An 18,601-nucleotide genomic window follows, 5' to 3' on the forward strand; every position below is an offset into this window, starting at 1 on the left:
GTCGCCATCAACAAGGATGAGGAAGCGCCGATCTTCCAGGTTGCCGATTACGGCCTCGTCGGTGATCTCTTCACTGTGTTGCCGGAGCTGCAGAAAGCTCTCTGACACATTCAAAAAACATCCCTATCGCCTGAGTTATCCAGGCGTTGGGGATGTTTCATCGTGACCAATCGCGGGAATAAAGCCGTGATAACGATGCTTGACTGGCAATCAGGCGGTCTTGCTGCGGTTTTTAGGCGGACCGGACTGTCTGCTTCTGGCCCCATTCCCGTCGCGTTCGACCGAGCCGGACGGACACCATAACCTGATTGGGATTAATGACGGTCGTCGGTGGAAATCTTCTCAACAGCATCATAAACCAGATCGTAAAGTGAATTTATGATCTGACTGATTTCAAGCCAACGACCCTGAAGGACCGGAGATCGGAAACAACTCGGCTGGAAGTTGTCCATCTTTTGTACCAAAATCACCTTACTCCGTGAGATGTCCGAAGAAGGTATTTCCTGAATATTCTGAACGCAGCAATCCTTCTTCGCTAAGCCTTGGCATGAGTTCATCAAGCGCTAGCCGCATCGATCCGGTTGAGCCACCGGGTGCGGTTATGAAGCCGTCGATTGCGCCTGCCTCAAACCATTTGCGAACCTCTTTGGCTGCATCGTCAACCGTCCCGATCACCTGCCAATGAGCGGCGCTGATGACCTCGGGTCTGCGCAAGAGGTCATCAAGCGGAAGCTCTTCACGCTGTAACAAACGCCGAAGCAATCCCGCATGGGTTTTGCTTCGAACCTTTTCCGGTGGAGGTGGCAGGTCGGCTGGTCGAATGAGACGATTTGCGGGCCATCCGGATAGGTCGAGACCGGTCAACTCGCGGATGAATGCGATTTTGCGAGCCCTATCGCCTCGCGCATGGGTGTAGGCGAAAAGTTCTTCCGCTTCTTTCCGCGTTGGTGCCAGATAGAGGCTGAGACCGGGAAGCAGGCGAACGTCGTCCGACTTTCGGCCATGGAATTGCGCACGGTCACGAAGATTGCGGCGAAGATCGATTGCCGCTTCCATATCCGGGGTCGCGGAAAAGACGGCGTCGGCAACGGATGCCGCAAAGTCGCGCCCTGCCGGTGACGCGCCAGCCTGAATAAGCGGGATGGGAGCGTCCTGAACAGAAGGGACATTGAGCGGGCCTTTAACCCGGTAATAGGTACCGTCGTGATTTATCGGATTTATGGCTGCCGTATCTGCAAAGCGGCCGCGTTCACGATCACGTTTCAAGGCCGATCCGGGAAAACTCTTCCATAAATCACGCACGACGCTGGTAAATTCGGCTGCCCTTGCATAGCGTTCGTCGGACGAAGGCATTTCCGTCAGACCGAAATTCTCGTTGCCATCGAGTGCCGTGACAATATTCCACCCGGCTCGGCCATCGCTGAGCCAGTGCAGGGACTGGACCTGACGGGCAACGACATAAGGCGGCATGAAAGTTGTCGATATCGTGGTCAGAAGACCGATATGCGAAGTCTCCCGCGCCAGCGTTGCCATGACGAGCGTCGCATCCATGCTGCCGAAGCCCGGAGTAGTTTCCATGATCTGATGGTTCATGAAAAGACTATCGGGACGGAATACGAAATCAAGCTTCGCCGCCTCGGCTCGCCGGGCGATATCGATATAGAAATCTGAACCGAGTGTCCCTTCGATGTTGCTGTCCGGATGCCGCCACCCGTCGCCACTCAGCCAGGTCGGTGCCAGCGACATGCCAATGTGAAGTTTCCGTTGCTCACCCATTTCGGGCTCCCGTTAATGCATATAAAAAGCTGTGCCGGCCACGGATGTGACCGGCTGGATTGGCAGGTTTGCTAAACACTTAGAACGTGCCCTTGATGCCGACGCCGAATGTGCGCGGCATGGTCATGCTTGCCTCGAGGCCGCCAATACCGCGGTTCTGCTGCAGATAGGTCGGGGTGCGCTCGTCGAAGATATTCTTCACATAGCCGTAAAGCTGCAGTGATTCATGGAAATCATAGCTCACACGCGCATCGGCAATCGTATAGGCGTCCACGACATAGGTCGGTGTATTGGCAAGGTCGGAATAGTAGCCGTCAGTATGGCGAACTTGTCCGGAGATATTGAGCTTTTCCGTTGCATCCCAGCTCGCACCGATGCTGAACATATAACCGGGAGATTTGGCGAACTCGTTGCCCTCATAGCTCACATTGCTCGAAATTTCGTCGATTTCGGTGCGAAGAATACCACCACTTGTCTTGATCGTCAGATTAGACAAAAGCTGATAGTCGAGCCCCATTTCAAGACCATAGGCATGAGCCTTCTCGGCATTGATCGTATAGGATTGCGCCACACCGGGAGAGACGACGACAGGAATGTTGTACTGGGCGTTCTTGAAGTCCATGTAGAACAGATTGCCTGTCAGCGTGAGCTTGTCGTCGAGCAGTTTGGCGCGCGTGAACAACTCGTAGTTCCACAGCGTCTCATCCTCAAAAGGCTTCCACTGCCTTGAATTGAGATTGAGGGAAACCCCGCCGGGGTTGTAACCCTTGCTGACTAGTGCTCCGATCGTCAGATCGGGTGTGACAGCATATGCCAGCGATACCTTTGGCAAGAGCGCGGAGAATGTTTCGTCGTAATCGAGCGGCGTTGGCGCCAGCGCCGATTTTCCGATGCGCTGTACACGATCCTGCTGGTAACGAAGCCCACTGGTCAACGTCCACCGGTCGTCGAGCCGGTAGCTCACTTCGGCAAAAAGCCCCAGATTGTCTTTCGTATCGTCAAACGTCGTCGTGCCTTGAAGCAGCATGAACTCGTCCGACTTGGTATTGGCGTAGAAAATACCGGCGACACCGCTGATGACGTCTTCCTGCTCGCCAAACGTGATACGAGACTCATTGGAAATGTTCTTCTGGTTGATATCGGCCTTGCCGTTATTCGCAATGCCGGTATGGCGATGCACAGACGAGGCGGAATATTGCACCTGGTTGTAGAATTTCACGCCGTTGCCAAAATCATAGCCAACATCAAGGATGCCTGTATTGGTATCCTGTTTCCAGCTTGGCATGGTCGTGGTCAGATGTTCGAGTTCGTCGAATGGTGCGGACGCTGCTTCCTGGCTTGGACGGTTGGATCGATTGTGGGAATAGGTCAGCTTTGCGGTGAGGCCTGGAATCTCTGCCGGTTCCCACAGCAGTTTCAGCCGCGCATTCAGGGCCTCGAAATCCTGATTTGTCTTTTCGGAAATGAAGTTGGGGCTGATATAGTCAATGAAGGTATCACGGCCTGAATAGTCGATTGCAAGGCGCGCTGCCAGCTCATCCTTGTAGATGGGACTGTTCAGCATGATTGAGGTGCGCTTGGTGTTGTAATTGCCGATCTCGACCTGATAAGCACCTTCGCGGGTGAATACCGGGTCCTTGGTGTTCACGATGATCGCACCTGCAATTGCATTCGCACCCTGAGATGTCGTCTGCGGGCCACGGAACACCTCGATGCTGTCGAGATCCCACACCGAAGTCGCGCCGAAATAGTATTCGTTATAATTCAGATAATGCCCATCGAGGTTGATCGTGGCACGCGGCACGGTGCCGCCCCAGAACACGTTCTGCCCTGTGTTTGGACCCTGCGTATCCTGCCCGCGAATGATGGGAGCGCCGACGTTGTCGGTATAGATGACATTCGGGACGTTCGCGATCACTTCAGCCACGGATGAATCGCCTGTCTTTTCCTTATCGATTTCCTTGGCCGAAATGACGGTGACAGATGACGCCGTGTTCTTGATGTCGCGCGCGACTTTTTCCCCTGTCACGACCACAGTATCAAGCACGATCGCGTCGGAGCTGGCTTTCGCAGCCTCTTGGGCAAGCGCAGGCGTTACCACAAACACCGCCAGCGTGAGTGCACTGGCGCTGGACATCAAGCCACGATTCAAACGGATATTCATAAGTCGCCCCAAACATGAGTATATTAGTCATGTTCTGTTAAAGCATAAGGGCATCATTCCGCAATAAGGAATGCATACCGCAATACAGTATAATATCATGCCTACGATATGTGTTGCATGCCCGCAACAGTGAGGGAGGGGCAATTCAATCCGGTCAAAACCCTCGAGATTCGCCCATCGCATTCGCAACGCAGAGGCATGACTTTCCAACGGCTTGTCGCTAAACATCGATTTGCTATTACCGAGGAGGAGGCAAAGCATTTGAACGAGAACGACCTGGCCGATGAGAGCGACACCACGAGTGAAAAACGCTCGGGTACAATACAGTCGGTTTCCATTGCCGCGCGCTTTCTCCGGATTCTGGCCAATGCTGAAACCGAGCTCGCGTTGGGCGAAGTCGCCCGGCGGGCAAAGACGGGAGGGTCGACAGCGCATCGTTATCTGCAGAGCCTCGTCAAGGAAGGCCTTGCAAAACAGGACGCTGCAAGCGGTCTTTACGATCTGGGGCCGACTGCGCTGAGCATCGGCATAGGCGCCTTGAAACGAGTGGACGCTGTGGAGATTGCGGCGCAACACATGAAAGCCCTTTCGCAACGACATGCCGTCAGCGGTGGTGTTGCTATCTGGACAGATCGTGGCCCGACGCTCGTGCGCTGGTATCGAAGTGCGTATTTCTCGGTCAATCCGCTGGCGCTGGGAGACACATTGCCCATCGATAATACGGCTTGCGGTCTGGTTTTTCAGGCTTTTCTACCCAAAGCTACGGTCGATGCAGCGCGTAAGGTACAGCCAGCTCACTTTCGGGGCAGCCCGCCGGCAAAGTCACTGCTGGATCAGGTGCGCAACGAACGATGGTCCGAAATGACCAGCCATCTTCTTTCAAATGTGACAGGGCAGGCCGCACCGGTCTTCGACGCGCAGCGGGAAATCGTCTGCGTCATGACGACGGTGGCTGATCTTGGACAATTGCGAAGCGAGGACGAGCGGAGAGCGCTCTTTTATGAAGCGTCACTGGTCAATCAGGCAACTGGCGGAAGGATCGTAGACGGGGAGGGAGGCGACGCCAGCGTTTGAAATGTCACGGAGATTGCGGGGGCGTTCCTAGGGGGACGACGAGCGGCGTTCCCGAAACCGGATCGGTAATGATTACTGATGCAAGGCCGAACACTTCTTCTATCAGCTTTTCTGTAACGATCTCGGATGGAGCGCCTTCCGCCCTGATCGCCCCGTTTCGCATGGCCACCAGATGTGAAGCATATCGGCAGGCATGATTGAGATCGTGTAGTACGGCAACGACAGTCCGGCCCTCGCGGTTAAGTTCCGCCAGCAACTCCAGAAGTTCGATCTGATGCGCGATATCGAGATAAGTTGTCGGTTCATCAAGCAAAAGGATCGGTGTTTCCTGGGCCAGCACGAGGGCAATCCAGACGCGCTGACGCTGACCGCCGGAAAGTTCGTTGACTGAACGGTTGGCGAGGTCGGAAATACGGGTGACTTCCAGGGCGCATGCTACTGCTTCCTCGTCCTCCACTGACCATTGCCGCAGAAAGGACTGATGCGGATACCGACCCCGAGATACCAGATCCGCAACGGTGATGCCGTCTGGGGCGACCGAGGTTTGTGGCAGAAGACCAAGCCTGCGCGCGACTTCCTTCGCCGGCAAATGGCTTATGTTCCTGCCATCCAGCACGACTTTTCCACTGACCGGAGCAAGCAATCGTGACAACGCACGCAGCAATGTGGACTTCCCGCAAGCATTAGGGCCGACGATGACGGTGAAAGACGCATCGGGAATAACAATCGACAAATTTTTGACGATGACCCGATCATCGTAGCGCAATGTAACGGCGTCCGCATGCAGGTGTTGCATCATGGCTGGTCATCCCTAGAGGAAATCACGTGGCTGTTTGTATTGCATTGTAGAACGCATTCTGCAATATGGAGTAATCAGCTCCAGTTTTCGAAGCTGAAGCAGACCGCTCGCTTCTCGTTCGAAAACGGCTCAGTGTTTTCCCATTCGAAACGCTGGCCGGTCGCGCGTTCGTTCGGAAAGCTTTCCATCTGAAGATTTCCAATTTGCGTTGGTGGAGAATAGCCATGCAAGCTGCACGCCCGATTTTCTTGCTTCTCGCCGGCATGGTCTTTCTGTTTTCTCCACTTCGGACGGTCATGGCCGCCGAACAGGTCTGGCCACGTACCGTAAAGCATGAAGCGGGCGAACTCGTACTGAAAACCAAACCCGTTCGCATCGTATCGACCACACCCAGCATAACCGGTATACTGCTGGCCATGGGCGCTCCTCTGGTTGCGACAGCCGCGACGACCCCGAGCCCGCTGACAGATAACAAGGGCTTCTTCCTTCAATGGGCAGAAGTTGCCGACGAGCGGGGCGTCGAAGTGCTATATCCCAATCTCGAATTCGACATGGAAGCTATTATCGGGGTTGAACCGGATCTGCTGATCGCATCAGCAACCGGAGCCGACAGTGTCGTTCAGCATTATAGCGAATTGGAAGCGCAAGGCATTCCAACGCTGGTAGTCAATTATTCCAACCAGAGCTGGCAGGAGATTGCTACTGAGCTCGGCACAGCGTTGGGGTTGGAAGATGAGACCGGCGCGACGATCGCCCGTTTCGACGCCAAGGTTGCAGAGGTGGCTGCAACGATTATGCCGCCCAACGAACCGGTTACAATCGTCGGCTACAATATCGGAAACAGTTACTCGGTCGGCAGAACCTCAAGCCCGCAGTCCCTGCTTCTACAAGCATTGGGTTTCAAGGTCGGTGGCTTGCCCCAGACGGTAGCCAAGGATGTCACACGCCGGTCCGATTTCGATTTCATTTCCCACGAGAACCTTTCGGCAGCGATCACAGGCAAGAGCATTTTCCTTTTGCGCGGCTCACAAAATGACGTCCAGGCATTGTTGAAAGATCCAGTATTGGCGAACCTTCCTGCGGTCCGCGATCATAACGTCTATCCTCTCGGACCATCTTCATTCCGTATCGACTATTATTCCGGCCTCCAGATGATCGAGGCTGTCGCGTCCAATTTTCGCAAATGATGCCCAGACGGATACAATTCATCATGCCATTGCAGAAGCGGCGTGTTCGGGGTCTTGTTATTGCCGCCGCCAGTTTAGCCGCTATGGCGCTTTGCAGCCTTGCTCTGGGCTCCCGGTCAATCGCCCTTACCGAGACCATCCATGCGCTATGGCAGCCTGATTTTTCGAACAACGAACATCTTGTCATTCTCGAACTGCGTATCCCGCGCACCATCGTTGCAATCATCGCAGGGATGGCTCTTGGAACCGCTGGCGCCATCATGCAGGCTGTAACGCGCAATCCGCTTGCCGAACCAGGATTGCTGGGGATCAATGCAGGTGCAGCCGTCGCAGTCATTCTGGGGATCGTGACCTTTAACTTGACGACAATGGCGCAATATGTCTGGTTCGGATTTGCGGGCGCTGCTCTTGCAGGAATTGCCGTCTTCATTCTCGGAGACACCCACGGCAAAGCGAATAATCCCGTGCAACTCGTGCTGGCCGGAGCCGGATTGTCGGTTGTGCTCGCATCGGTCACGGGCATTGTTGTCATCAATGCACCGCTCGCTGTCCTTGACCAGTTTCGTCACTGGGCCGCAGGCTCCGTCGAGGGGCGCGGCCTTGATGTCGTCGTCATTCTGGCTCCGGCAGTCATCGCAGGGCTTGGCGTGGCGATGTCGATCGCCGGAAACCTGAATGCAATGGCGCTGGGCAGGGATTTTGGTGCTGCGCTTGGCGTCAACCTGCACGTGACCTGGCTTTTGGCCTGTCTTTCCGTAATGCTTCTGGCAGGTTCTGCTACTGCTGGGGCTGGCCCCATCGCGTTCGTCGGACTGGTGGCTCCTCATCTGGCCCGGACCATCACTGGACCGGATTATCGTTGGATACTGCCATATTCCGCATTGCTGGCGTCCAACCTTTTGCTAGGCGCTGACATCATAGGAAGGCTGATTGTAGCACCTTCGGAAGTTGCAGCCGGGATTGTCTCCATGTTGATCGGCGGGCCGTTCTTTATCTTTGTCGTGCGCAAATTCCGGTTGACGAAACTATGAGCACATCAATGAATATGTTGCGGATAGGTCCTGTTTCTGTTCGCTGGAAATCGCGCCCCTTGATGATCTGCTGCCTCTTGCTTGCAGCCATCCTGCTGCTTGCGGTTTTCCATATCGCAACAGGTACAATGTCATTCAGCTCTTCCCAGGTCGTTTCGAGTCTGTTTGGTGGAAGCGACAACGCGACCGCCGATCGCATAATCCAGCGCGTACGTTTACCTCGCCTTGTCACAGCCTTGTTTGTGGGTGCTTCACTCGGTATGGCAGGCGCGATCTTCCAATCAATCTCGCGCAATGCCCTTGGCTCGCCCGACGTGATCGGCTTTACGACAGGTGCAGCAACTGGCGCCATTGCACAAATCATATTGTTCAATGCCGGTCCGCTTGAAACAGCGCTTTCAGCCGTTGCAAGTGGAATGGCGGCGGCAGTTCTTGTGTTTATGTTGGCTGTCAAGGGGCGACGAACCGGTGGCTATAGGCTTATCCTTGTCGGAATTGGCGTGGGGGCCATTCTTTCGGGCATCAATACCGTACTTCTGGTCGCGGGCGATCTGGACCAGGCCGCGTCGGCCCAACTCTGGCTATCGGGATCACTCAATACAAGAAGCTGGGCACATGCTGTCCCAGCAATGGTCGGTTTCGCGGTAACCGTGCCGTTGGCGCTTCATTACGCCAAATCTGTCAATATCTTGGAAATGGGCGATGATGCAGCATGCCAGCTCGGCATCCAGCCGGAGCGTACGCGTCTGGCAATGGTGTTGGTCGCGGTCACGCTAACATCTGTTGCTACCGCATCCGCCGGACCGATTTCCTTTGTCGCTCTGGCAGCGCCACAGTTGGCCCGGCGTCTGACGGCGAGTTCGAATGTCCCACTCATATCGAGTGCCCTTATGGGGGCAACCCTTCTGGTGGTTGCTGACTTGTTAAGCCAGCATGTGCCATTCGGCATCAAAATGCCGATTGGTCTTACGACCGGGCTATTAGGGGGACTTTATCTCCTCTGGGTTCTTGCTTGCCAAAAAAAGTGATTAGTTCTAGTTGAGAAGCACCGTAAATCAGCGAAACAGATGGCTCACGCCAGGACCTTGGCGACGCCGAGCGGCTCGACTGTCTCGTGAGAATTACGCGCAGCGCCGGCCCAGCTTCAACAGAGATGGACCAGCACCCGATGCTGCTTAGTAATCGGTGATCTTTTTCATGTAGCGGCGACCATCCAGCATGACCTGCTCACGCTTCGCCGCCAGTTTGTAGGCAAATTTCCAAAGCGCATCGAAGAAAATCAACGGCACGAAATATCCCTTGAAAGTGTCATCTACGTCAGCGAGATCGAGTTTCGCTGCATCCAGCACCAACATATTGTCCGGCTCGCCGAAACGGTACAGGAAATCACGGCCACGCTCGGCCAGCGCACGCGTTTCATCGAGCCCAATCATGACGACGAAGCAGGCATTTTTATCGACGACTTCGAATGGGCCATGGAAGAACTCATTGGCGTGGATAGCTTGCGAGTTGATCCACAGCATTTCCATGAGCACGCAGATGGAGAATGAATAGGCTGCGCCATAAACCGGACCGCTAGCCATGGTGTACACGACTTTTTCGCGGCCATAGCGCTCTGCATATCTGGTAAAGGTTTCATCAAAATGCTGCTGACCGCGTTCAATGGCCGGTTGCAGTGCCGGCAGGCTTTCCAGCAGCCTGGGCAGCAGGCTGGTCTTGTCGCGTAAATCGACAATGCCCGCCAGCAACATGTAAAGCACGCTGTAATTGCTGTCGGCGCCATCGATAGGAATGCCGGTGGTGTAGGACGCCTGGTATTGCAGCACGTGGTCGGCGGCGGCGGCGAGCGGCGATTGCGGATCCAGCGTCAGGGAGATCACGCAGGCGCCTCGGCGACGGGCATGTTCTGCCGCCCGCACCGTTTCCTTGGTGGTGCCCGTCTGGGAGCACAGAATGACGATGGCATCGCTGTTGAGGCGACGCGGGTCGCGTGTGACGAACTCGTCGCCATTATAGACATCAGAGGTCAGCAGTCCCGAATGGCGATCCAGAAAATACTTGCCCGGATGCATGATTGACAGCGATCCGCCGCAGGCAACCAGAAACACATGCGAAAAATCCCGCTGCGCAAGCGCATTCAAGGTTTCAGCAATATCGGTAGGAAGTTGTTTGGGCATTCTATTCCTCTTTTCAGCGTCTTGAAGAGTCCGGCTGTGCCGATCGGCAGCCGTTCCGGTCCAGTGCAACATTTCCCGGTACCAACCCCGCGATACGTTGACAGTTCTACTTTAGTGTGCGAACGTTCTCACATCTTGTCAATTGGGAAAATAAGAATGATCAAAATCGCGGCGATGGGCGATAATGTCGTCGATTGTTACATTTCGCGTCGGGAAATGTTTCCGGGCGGTAATTGTGTCAATGTCGCTATCCATATGAGCCGTTTTGGGGCCGAGGCGGCCTATATCGGCGTGGTTGCCGCAGATGCGGCCGGAAGGGGCATTCAGGCCGCACTGCGCGACGAGGACGTCGATACTTCGCATCTGCGCATGGAGGCCACAGGCAAGACGGCCTATTGCATCATTGGTCATCGCGGTAACAATGATCGCTATTTCATCCGCTTTGATCTCGGAGTGTCGATGTTTGAGCCGAGCGCCGCCGATATTCAGTTTGCGCGCCGGTTCGATGCCGTCCATATCGGTCAGTCGAGCGGCCTTGACGGCTGGCTGGATGCCATTGCGCCGCAACGTCTGTCCTATGATTTCTCCACCCGTCGCGACGTGGAACACTATCGACGCATCGGCCCGAAATGCTTTCTGGCCGCTGTTTCGGGCGGTGAGCTTTCGCCGGACGAGGTTACGGCGACTATTGCCTGTCTGCGCGAGAGCGGCGCGGATTGGGTGCTGGTCACCCGCGGCACCAAGGGCGCAGTTCTTGCCGGTGCGCAAGGGGTTTTTCATGCCGAAGCAACGCCGATTGTGGCGGTTGACACGTTAGGCGCTGGTGACAGTTTCATCGCCCGCACCCTTTATGGCCTGGTGAAAGGCGAGGTGCCCGCAACATTGCTACAGGCGGCGTCACGCGTTGCTGCGGCGACATGTGGCCAATATGGTGGTACAGGTCATGCCGCGCCGATTGATCTCGGCGAGCCTATAGCCGAGTTGCAGGATTGAGCTCGCTGCGCATGTCTTTTTGAGGTTAAGACCGGCCAGATCCACCGGGATGGCGGGCGAGCGAACAACGGGGCTGCCATTCGGCATGCAGCACGATATCCTGCTGCGCCCGATCGGCGCTATCGAGCCGCTCCAGGACCAGACGGGCCGCGGCTTCGCCAACCTCGAGCAGCGGCTGCCGGATTGCCGTCAGTTTAGGGGTAAAGAACGACATCCAGTCCAGATCGTCGAAGCAGACCACGGACAGTTGCTGCGGAATGGAAATATCGAGTTCGCTGATTGCCAGCATGGCGCCGGCTGACATCAATCCATCGGTGGTAAACAGCGCTGAAGGCGGGGTTTCCCGGGTCAGCAACGCGATGGCGTGCTGGCGGGCAATATCGATCGAATAGCTGCCCACCTGGGCAACGAGGCTCGGATCAAAGGCGATCCCGGCTTCCTCATGAGCTTCGATATAGCCGAGCAGACGTTGCCAGCTCGGATAAAGCGATGAAATATCGATTTTCTTGTGCTGGCGGTCGTGAAGAAATGCGTTGAGATTCTTGTAGCGGCCATGCTCGAGTTCCGCTAGTACGCCAATCCGACTATGGCCGTCGAGAATCATTTGGGTCACTGCGGCGTGGGCGGCCTGGCGGCCATTGACGGTCACCGAATCCGCCTTCAATCCCTTCACGCGGCGATCGATCTGAACCACCGGACAGCCGCTGGCAACGACATCGTGCAAGTGCTGCGCCTTGAGAATATCACAGGGCGCAATGATGATGCCGTCGGCCTGCTTTTCGCGCAGAAGATCCACTGCCTCCAGCTCACGATCGATCGATTCATCGCTGTTGGTGACGATCAAGCCAAAGCCGCGCGCACGAACCACATCGGAAATACCGCGCAGAATACTGGCGTAAAACGGGCTTTGCATGTCGCCCGCGACAACGCCTATGGTCTTGCTGCGCCCGGTGATAAGACTGCGTGCCAGCAGATTGGGGCGATAGCCCAGCATATCAGCGGATTTCTTCACCTTGTCGCGGATTTCTTCGCTGGTATAGCCATAGCCGCCCAATACACGTCCGGCGGTCGCGGTGCTGACGCCGGCCAGGCGCGCCACATCGGCAATGGTCGTCTTGTCGGCGCGTCGTTCACTCATGTCTGCGCGTTCCTTCCAAGCAGTTTCACGCTGCTCAATACCCGTACCGTTTCATAGGCGATGATGGGCCTGATCTCAACTTTCAACTTGACGGATGCGATTAATCAATGGCTATATTGTGAGAACGTTCGCATATCATTATCAGCAACGCAAGTAGAAGACGAGCCCCGAACGGGGATAAAATTCCAATCAAAGGGGAGATAAATGACCAATCGTCGCAAAACCGCATCCCGGCGCATGATGGTAGCGCTGGCGGCGCTGGCCACGGCCGCCAGCATCACCTCGGTGCATGCCGCACCGATCAAGGCACTACAGGACGCTGTGCCGGAGAATTACAGGAAGGGCGTCAAGATTGCTGCCTTCAATGACTGGCCACCGGACGAGTTTGTCGAAGACGGCGTCCTGAAAGGCTGGAGCATCGACATGGCCAAAGCCATGTCGGAACGCATTGGCGTGACATTCGAATTTACCGCAACCAGTTTCGACGCCATCATTCCGGGCCTGGCCAGCAAGCGTTTTGACGCCGGATTTTCTTCCTTCGGTGTGACGCCGGAACGGCTTGATTCGCTTGATTTCATTCCTCAGCGCAAGGAAGGCACCGCCTATGCCTTCTTGAAAGGCAAGGACTTTTCCATCAAGTCGGAAAAAGATCTGTGCGGCCATAGCGTTGCAGTGATGACAGGTGCCTGGGACTACCAATATCTGAAGGAAAAGAGCGCGGAATTGTGCGAATCCGCCGGTGAGAAGCCGATTAACCTGCAGCAATTCACCACCCAGAACGCCGCCGAACTGGCTGTGTCCTCGGGGCGTGTTGAGATGGTGGCGGCCGGATCGGCAAAAATGCACTATATGGCCAAGATTACGGGGCGCTTCAGCGTATCTGAACTGGTCAGCAATCCGGTCTTCAACGGCATTGGCGTGCGCAAGGGTGATGCGCTTGGGCCAGTTTTCCGTGATGCCATCCAGTCCATGATCGATGACGGCTCCTACAAGGAAATCATGGCAAAGTGGGGCGTTGATGGCGCCGGCACCCTGGAAAAGGCGGTTCTGGTTACTAAGGACGATCCGGAGCCAAAATAGTCAGGGCTGATTGAAGGAGAACGCCGTCAGCCGGCGGCGGTGCGAATACAGCCGCGGTCCATCACACAAGGGCCGGCCCGGAACACGGGCTGGCGGGTTTGGTGAGTTCGAATACGAATTTCGCTAAACACGATACGGTAGTCTGGAGTAAATCATGGCAAGAACAGCAAAGACGGTCGCGCACCGGCCGGATATACATAGTGTCAAACCGATACCCGTGCGCCATCCGTCTCGATGGATCACCGGCGCCGTGCTCATTCTGATCGCATTGAGTTTTGTCAATATGCTGGCGACCAATGAGAACCTGCAATGGAACATTGTTGTGCGCTACATGTTTCATCCCGACATTCTCGCTGGCTTGGCGCGCACGCTGTTCCTGACTTTTGCCGCAATGATCTTCGGTTTTGCAATCGGCATCATACTGGCCGTGATGCGCCTTTCGGCCAATCCGGTGCTGCAATGGGCAAGCTGGCTGTGGATATGGTTCTTTCGCGGCGTTCCACCCCTGGTTCAGCTGATTTTCTGGTACAATCTGGCGCTTCTGGTTCCCAATCTGACCATTGGCATTCCGTTCGGGCCGACCTTGTGGTCCTGGGACATGAACACGCTGATCACGCCGATGAGTGCAGCATTGCTTGGCCTGTCCTTTACAGAAAGCGCCTATGCCGCCGAAACCATCCGCGCTGGCATCCAGGCGATCAATCCGGGCCAGACCGAGGCCGCCGCGACACTTGGCATGACGCGGTTTCAGATCATGAAGCGCATCGTGCTGCCGCAGGCAATCCGTATTATCATTCCGCCGATCGGCAATGACACCATTTCAATGCTGAAATTCACGTCGCTGGTCAGCGTGCTTGCCTTGCCCGATCTGCTCTATTCGGCGCAAATGATTTATTCGCGCACATATCAGACCATTCCGCTGCTGATCGTGGCTACGATCTGGTATCTCATTCTGTCAACCGCCCTGACGATCATCGAACACCATATCGAGAACCACCTGAAATCCCGGCAGATCACCCGTTCCGCGTCATTCCTGTCCAGACTGCTGCCCTTCAAATTTGCGCTTGGATATCAAAAATGAATGAAACGCCCGCGAGCTTGCCACTGCTGCAGGTGGAAAGACTGACCAAATCTTTTGGCAATCACCGGGTGCTCGACGGCATCGACATGACGGTGGAAAAGGGGGACGTGACCTGCATTGTCGGCCCATCCGGCTCCGGCAAAAGCACATTGCTGCGCTGCCTGAACTATCTCGAAGTGCCGGATTCCGGTGCCGTGTTGCTGGAAGGCGAGCCGATCGGCATGCGTTGGCAGGGTGAGCGGCTTTATACGATGTCCTTCAACGAACTGGCACGCCAGCGCCAGAAAATGGGCATGGTGTTCCAGGGCTTCCATCTCTTCCGCCATAAGACCGTGGTGGAAAACATCATCGAGGCGCCTATGATCGTACGCAAGATAGGTCGCCAGTCGGCCACCGCCGCAGCGATGAAGCTGCTGGAAAAAGTCGGCCTTACCGAGCGCGCGAATTATTATCCCGACCAGCTCTCCGGTGGGCAGCAGCAACGCGTGGCGATTGCCCGTTCATTGGCGATGCAGCCTCGGCTGATGCTTTTTGATGAACCCACATCAGCTCTTGATCCGGAACTGGTCGGTGAGGTTCTGGCGGTGATGCGCCAGTTGGCCGAAGATGGCGTGACCATGATTGTCGTCACGCATGAAATGAACTTCGCTCGCGAAGTCGCCGACCATCTGATTTTCATGGATGGTGGCGTGATTGTTGAATCCGGCCCGCCTAAAAAGGTTATGGGTAATCCACAACATCCGCGTACTAAAAGTTTTTTGAAGCGCGTGGCGTGACAGGAACGAATGATGATAATTCTCAATGCACAGCAAACCGAAGCCGCGCTCGATTATCCGGGATTGATCGAAGCCTTGCGTCAAGCGCATGAGAGCGGCAAACGACCGCAAAGCGACACTACCGTGCTTCAGGATCGGAAAAGCGCAGACAACCAGTTTGTGTCCCTGGTAGCTTGGCTCGAAGGGGAGGCGGTTGCCGTCAAGCTGGTCGGTGTTTTCCCTGCGAATGTCAAACTTCCTGTGGCCCAATCTTCGATCCAGGGCACGGTAATGCTGTTCAGCGGCCTGACCGGCGAAGCACTCATGGTCTGTGATGGCGCCATTGAAACCTTCAAGAAGACGGCGGCAGATTCGGCACTTGGCGCCAGCCTGCTGGCGCGCAAGGACGCCCGTACCTTGCTGGTGGTTGGTGCCGGGGGGCTAGCGCCCCATGTGGTGCAGGCTCATTGCGCCAGCCGACCGTCGATCGATCAAGTCTTAATCTGGAACCGCAACTTCGACAGGGCCGAAAAACTTGCCAGCCGAATTGACATTGCTGGCGTCAACATCGTTGCCGTGGAGGATCTCGATAACACAGTCTCGACGGCGGACGTGATATCGTGTGTCACCATGTCGACCAGTCCGCTGGTTAAGGGAAAGCTCCTCAAAGAGGGCGCTCATGTTGATCTGATCGGTGCCTATATGCCAGACATGCGTGAAGCCGATGATGACGTGTTCCGTCGTGCCGGACGGGTATTTGTCGATACGCGCCATTGCTGTGATGGTTCGGGTGAACTCGGAATTCCGCTCGCTACAGGACTTATCAACCATGAGCAAATCGAAGCTGATCTGATTGAGCTATGTCAGGGAAAACATCCAGGCCGCAGCGACGACCGCCAGATCACCGTCTACAAAAATGTTGGCGGCGGGCATCTCGATCTGTTTACCGCGCAATACCTGTACAGCACTCTTTAAGAGGGATGCCACGTTCAACAAGCACGGTATTGAACACCGGATGGCTGTGAAGACCCGTTGTTGACTGGCAATCAGCACCTGACCCAATGGCTGGCATTCTCGCAAATTGTATTATGCCGGGCTTCGTGCAAACCGAAATCTCAATGAAATGAGCGAGAACGCGATTGCGCTTTCGGCTCCGAAGATTCCATTGAAACGTCTTGGCACAAATGGCGATATTGCAGCCCGGATCCTGTGGATAGCATTGAAGGAACGCAACTTCGTCACCGGCGCTGCATTTGATGCCTACGGCGGACGATCCAGCTAGTATTGCAATTCAGGAGCATTCCACAAATGGCACCTGCGCTATTCATAAACGGCATTTCGGATGTCTGTTGGAAACGCTCCGGCCATGCCCTCGAACGCGGTGTTGGTCAGAGCGACCACTGACAAACCATTCTTACGATCAACGAACCAGTAGTGTCCGTAGGCGCCTCCCCATTGCAGCGTTCCGACTGCCTGAGGCGTTCCCGCCTGCTTCGCGTTATTTAGAACAGCCCAGCCATAACCGAATCCCCATCCCGGACCTTGAGTTTCCGCCTCTGATCCGACCTGATCCCTGATCATGGTCTCCACGGTCTCTGATTTCAATACAGGCGCACCTCCGGTGCGGATCGCTTCCAGAAAGTGCAAGACGTCAGAAGCTGTGCCCGCCATGCCTGCACCGCCCGACTGGTAGGAACGGGCGTTGAGGATTCGAGATGGCGCGAAAGTCGCCTCGCTTCCCATAAATGAAACAGCTATCCCATCCGTCATCGGTACAGGCTCGGGCTTGCCATCAGCGTACGCCTTAGTAAGTCGGAGGGTATCACGCACCGAGAAATCGGTATCGTAGATTCCCAGGGGCGCTGTGATCTTGTCACGGACGATTTCGGAGAGACTTCGTTCCTCGATTTTTTCGAGAACACCACCGAGCACATCGATCCCCAGCGAATAACGCCAGCTTGTGCCAGGAATGAAATTCAAAGGAGCGGCCGACAGGCGGGCGAGGTTCTCCTCCAGTGGCAGCCCCGGTTGGTCCAGTCCATCCGAGATATTGAGCTTGTGATAAGAACCATCGACCGGTTCGAGGAAGCCATAACCCAGCCCGGATGTGTGGTTCAATAACTGGCGGATAGTGATTTCTGGCGTCGAGCCGTCCGGCATAGCGGGGCGGAAATAGGGCAGCCAACGCGTGACGGGAGCTTCGAGATCCAGTCGACCTTCTTCGACCAGCCGCATAGCGGCTGCGGTGACGATGGGTTTGGTGATGGAGGCTAGCCGGAAGATCGCATCTTCGCGCATTTCGCGGCCAGCCTCGCGGTCCGCATAACCGGCAGCCCGGTGATAGACGAGCCTGCCGTCTTTTGCGACGAGGACGACTGTGCCGACGATTCTTTTCTCAGATAATGCTCTGTCGATCACTGGATTGAGCCGTGCCTCAAGCGCCGGATCGGTGGTGGGTTCGGCCAGCGCTGTGGTGGCGGCCGCAATTACTGCGGCAATTACGGGCGTGGACATGTCAGTGAATCCTCTTATATACGGAGTGACCATTCCTGAATAGCTCAACCCGGACGATATTTCTAGAGTGATCGTTGTGAAAAAAGAAAAACAAGTACCGCGACCGCGCGGCCGCCCGCGAGCCTTCGATCGTGACGAGGCGCTGGCCACGGCTGCACAGACCTTCTGGCGACTGGGTTATGAAGGCGCCTCGATCGCCGATCTGACGGCAGCGATGGGCGTCACACCTCAAAGCCTCTATGCTGCGTTTAGGTCCAAGGCCGACCTTTATCGTGAGGCTTTGGAATGGTATCAGGCCAATATTGGCGCTTCAACGGCTGAGGCGCTTCAAGAGGGCAACGTTGTGGTTGCGCTGTCCCGTGTCCTTCGGGAGTCGGCCCGGGAATTTACCGGGAAGGGGAGGCCGCATGGGTGTATGGTTTCGACGGCCGTTCTGACCTGCGCAGCGGAAAACGAGCCCATCGCTCGTCATGTCGCTGGTTTACGTACTGCAACGCTCAACCTTATCCTGGAACGTATCAAATGCGGCATCGACGAGGGGCAGCTAAGGCGCGAAACCAATGCCGAATCTCTCGCACGCTTCGTCGGCGCCATGATCCAGGGCATGTCCGTGCAGGCCCAAGATGGTGCGTCCGGTGCAGAACTGTTGGCCCTTGCCGATCACGCAATTGCGGAGATCGACCGGTATCGAGCCTGAAATGCATGCAGCGTTCCTCAGCGGCACACTGACGCTGGACCTGTTGGCTCCAAGTATCTCTGGATACGGTTTCGATCACCGGAGCCAAGGCGGGCGCCATCTGCGCAGGGCGGGCTGAGGCATAAAAAATCGAGG

The 18,601-nt window shown here is 55.8% G+C and carries 17 protein-coding genes and 1 pseudogene; 12 read left to right on the plus strand and 6 right to left on the minus strand.

The features are described from left to right. A pseudogene (locus JAU75_RS12420) lies at positions 1-105 on the plus strand (electron transfer flavoprotein subunit alpha/FixB family protein); the annotation flags it as partial. Between the two features lie 366 nt (positions 106-471). On the opposite strand, the gene JAU75_RS12425 reads toward JAU75_RS12420, so the two are convergent. Together JAU75_RS12425 and JAU75_RS12430 are read right to left on the minus strand one after the other, a co-directional pair. After that, positions 472-1,776 (minus strand): NtaA/DmoA family FMN-dependent monooxygenase, encoded by a 1,305-nt coding sequence (locus JAU75_RS12425; protein ID WP_199056836.1) that lies wholly within the window; start codon positions 1,774-1,776, stop codon positions 472-474. A 79-nt stretch (positions 1,777-1,855) separates the two neighbouring features. Continuing rightward, on the minus strand, positions 1,856-3,940 hold the full coding sequence (locus tag JAU75_RS12430) for a TonB-dependent receptor (RefSeq protein ID WP_199056837.1): 2,085 nt from the start codon (positions 3,938-3,940) through the stop codon (positions 1,856-1,858). Positions 3,941-4,201: 261 nt separating this feature from the next. Here JAU75_RS12430 and JAU75_RS12435 point away from each other — a divergent pair, with 261 nt between their 5' ends. Next, positions 4,202-5,014: an IclR family transcriptional regulator gene (locus JAU75_RS12435; protein WP_199056838.1), complete on the plus strand. Its 813-nt coding sequence runs from the start codon at positions 4,202-4,204 to the stop codon at positions 5,012-5,014. Between the two features lie 4 nt (positions 5,015-5,018). Here JAU75_RS12435 and JAU75_RS12440 read toward each other — a convergent pair whose 3' ends face one another. Further along, positions 5,019-5,813, minus strand: coding sequence for an ABC transporter ATP-binding protein (locus tag JAU75_RS12440; RefSeq protein ID WP_199056839.1), 795 nt, complete (start codon positions 5,811-5,813; stop codon positions 5,019-5,021). A 224-nt stretch (positions 5,814-6,037) separates the two neighbouring features. On the opposite strand from JAU75_RS12440, the gene fepB reads away from it, so the two are divergent. Genes fepB through JAU75_RS12455 form a run of 3 tightly spaced genes read left to right on the plus strand, consistent with a single transcriptional unit; the run spans position 6,038 to position 9,059 of the window. After that, entirely contained in the window at positions 6,038-7,000 is a 963-nt protein-coding gene (fepB, locus tag JAU75_RS12445; RefSeq protein WP_199056840.1) for a Fe2+-enterobactin ABC transporter substrate-binding protein, read from the plus strand. Between the two features lie 23 nt (positions 7,001-7,023). Then, entirely contained in the window at positions 7,024-8,031 is a 1,008-nt protein-coding gene (locus JAU75_RS12450) for an iron ABC transporter permease (protein ID WP_199056841.1), read from the plus strand. An 8-nt stretch (positions 8,032-8,039) separates the two neighbouring features. Next, positions 8,040-9,059 carry an iron chelate uptake ABC transporter family permease subunit gene (locus JAU75_RS12455; RefSeq protein ID WP_247880471.1) on the plus strand — a complete coding sequence of 340 codons (1,020 nt, stop codon included), beginning with the start codon at positions 8,040-8,042 and terminating at the stop codon, positions 9,057-9,059. Between the two features lie 147 nt (positions 9,060-9,206). On the opposite strand, the gene JAU75_RS12460 is transcribed toward JAU75_RS12455, so the two are convergent. After that, positions 9,207-10,208 (minus strand): SIS domain-containing protein, encoded by a 1,002-nt coding sequence (locus JAU75_RS12460; protein ID WP_199056842.1) that lies wholly within the window; start codon positions 10,206-10,208, stop codon positions 9,207-9,209. On the opposite strand from JAU75_RS12460, the gene JAU75_RS12465 reads away from it, so the two are divergent. Then, complete coding sequence (locus JAU75_RS12465; RefSeq protein WP_371836169.1) at positions 10,140-11,201, plus strand: PfkB family carbohydrate kinase; 1,062 nt, start codon at positions 10,140-10,142, stop codon at positions 11,199-11,201. The genes JAU75_RS12460 and JAU75_RS12465 overlap by 69 nt on opposite strands. Positions 11,202-11,226: 25 nt before the next feature. On the opposite strand, the gene JAU75_RS12470 is transcribed toward JAU75_RS12465, so the two are convergent. Continuing rightward, positions 11,227-12,339, minus strand: coding sequence for a LacI family DNA-binding transcriptional regulator (locus tag JAU75_RS12470; RefSeq protein ID WP_199056844.1), 1,113 nt, complete (start codon positions 12,337-12,339; stop codon positions 11,227-11,229). Positions 12,340-12,543: 204 nt separating this feature from the next. Here JAU75_RS12470 and JAU75_RS12475 point away from each other — a divergent pair, with 204 nt between their 5' ends. The 5 genes from JAU75_RS12475 (at position 12,544) to JAU75_RS12495 (ending at position 16,537) form a co-directional block, all read left to right on the plus strand. Beyond that, positions 12,544-13,419, plus strand: a complete 876-nt coding sequence (locus tag JAU75_RS12475; RefSeq protein WP_176056529.1) for an ABC transporter substrate-binding protein — start codon at positions 12,544-12,546, stop codon at positions 13,417-13,419. 154 nt (positions 13,420-13,573) lie between these two features. Continuing rightward, a complete protein-coding gene (locus tag JAU75_RS12480; protein WP_051517825.1) occupies positions 13,574-14,500 on the plus strand; it encodes an amino acid ABC transporter permease in 927 nt (308 codons plus the stop codon). Continuing rightward, positions 14,497-15,276, plus strand: coding sequence for an amino acid ABC transporter ATP-binding protein (locus JAU75_RS12485; RefSeq protein ID WP_371836170.1), 780 nt, complete (start codon positions 14,497-14,499; stop codon positions 15,274-15,276). The genes JAU75_RS12480 and JAU75_RS12485 overlap by 4 nt, the downstream gene beginning before the upstream one ends. A 12-nt stretch (positions 15,277-15,288) precedes the next feature. Beyond that, on the plus strand, positions 15,289-16,230 hold the full coding sequence (locus JAU75_RS12490) for an ornithine cyclodeaminase (protein WP_371836171.1): 942 nt from the start codon (positions 15,289-15,291) through the stop codon (positions 16,228-16,230). Between the two features lie 148 nt (positions 16,231-16,378). Continuing rightward, positions 16,379-16,537 carry a hypothetical protein gene (locus JAU75_RS12495; protein ID WP_199056846.1) on the plus strand — a complete coding sequence of 53 codons (159 nt, stop codon included), beginning with the start codon at positions 16,379-16,381 and terminating at the stop codon, positions 16,535-16,537. 38 nt (positions 16,538-16,575) lie between these two features. Here the strand turns inward: JAU75_RS12495 and JAU75_RS12500 are convergent, their stop codons facing one another. Next, entirely contained in the window at positions 16,576-17,769 is a 1,194-nt protein-coding gene (locus JAU75_RS12500) for a serine hydrolase domain-containing protein (RefSeq protein ID WP_199056847.1), read from the minus strand. A gap of 67 nt (positions 17,770-17,836) precedes the next feature. Here JAU75_RS12500 and JAU75_RS12505 point away from each other — a divergent pair, with 67 nt between their 5' ends. Then, a complete protein-coding gene (locus JAU75_RS12505; protein ID WP_199056848.1) occupies positions 17,837-18,466 on the plus strand; it encodes a TetR/AcrR family transcriptional regulator in 630 nt (209 codons plus the stop codon). Positions 18,467-18,601 lie beyond the last annotated feature (135 nt).

The sequence above is a fragment of the Ochrobactrum sp. Q0168 genome (assembly GCF_016427605.1).
Taxonomy (GTDB): domain Bacteria; phylum Pseudomonadota; class Alphaproteobacteria; order Rhizobiales; family Rhizobiaceae; genus Brucella.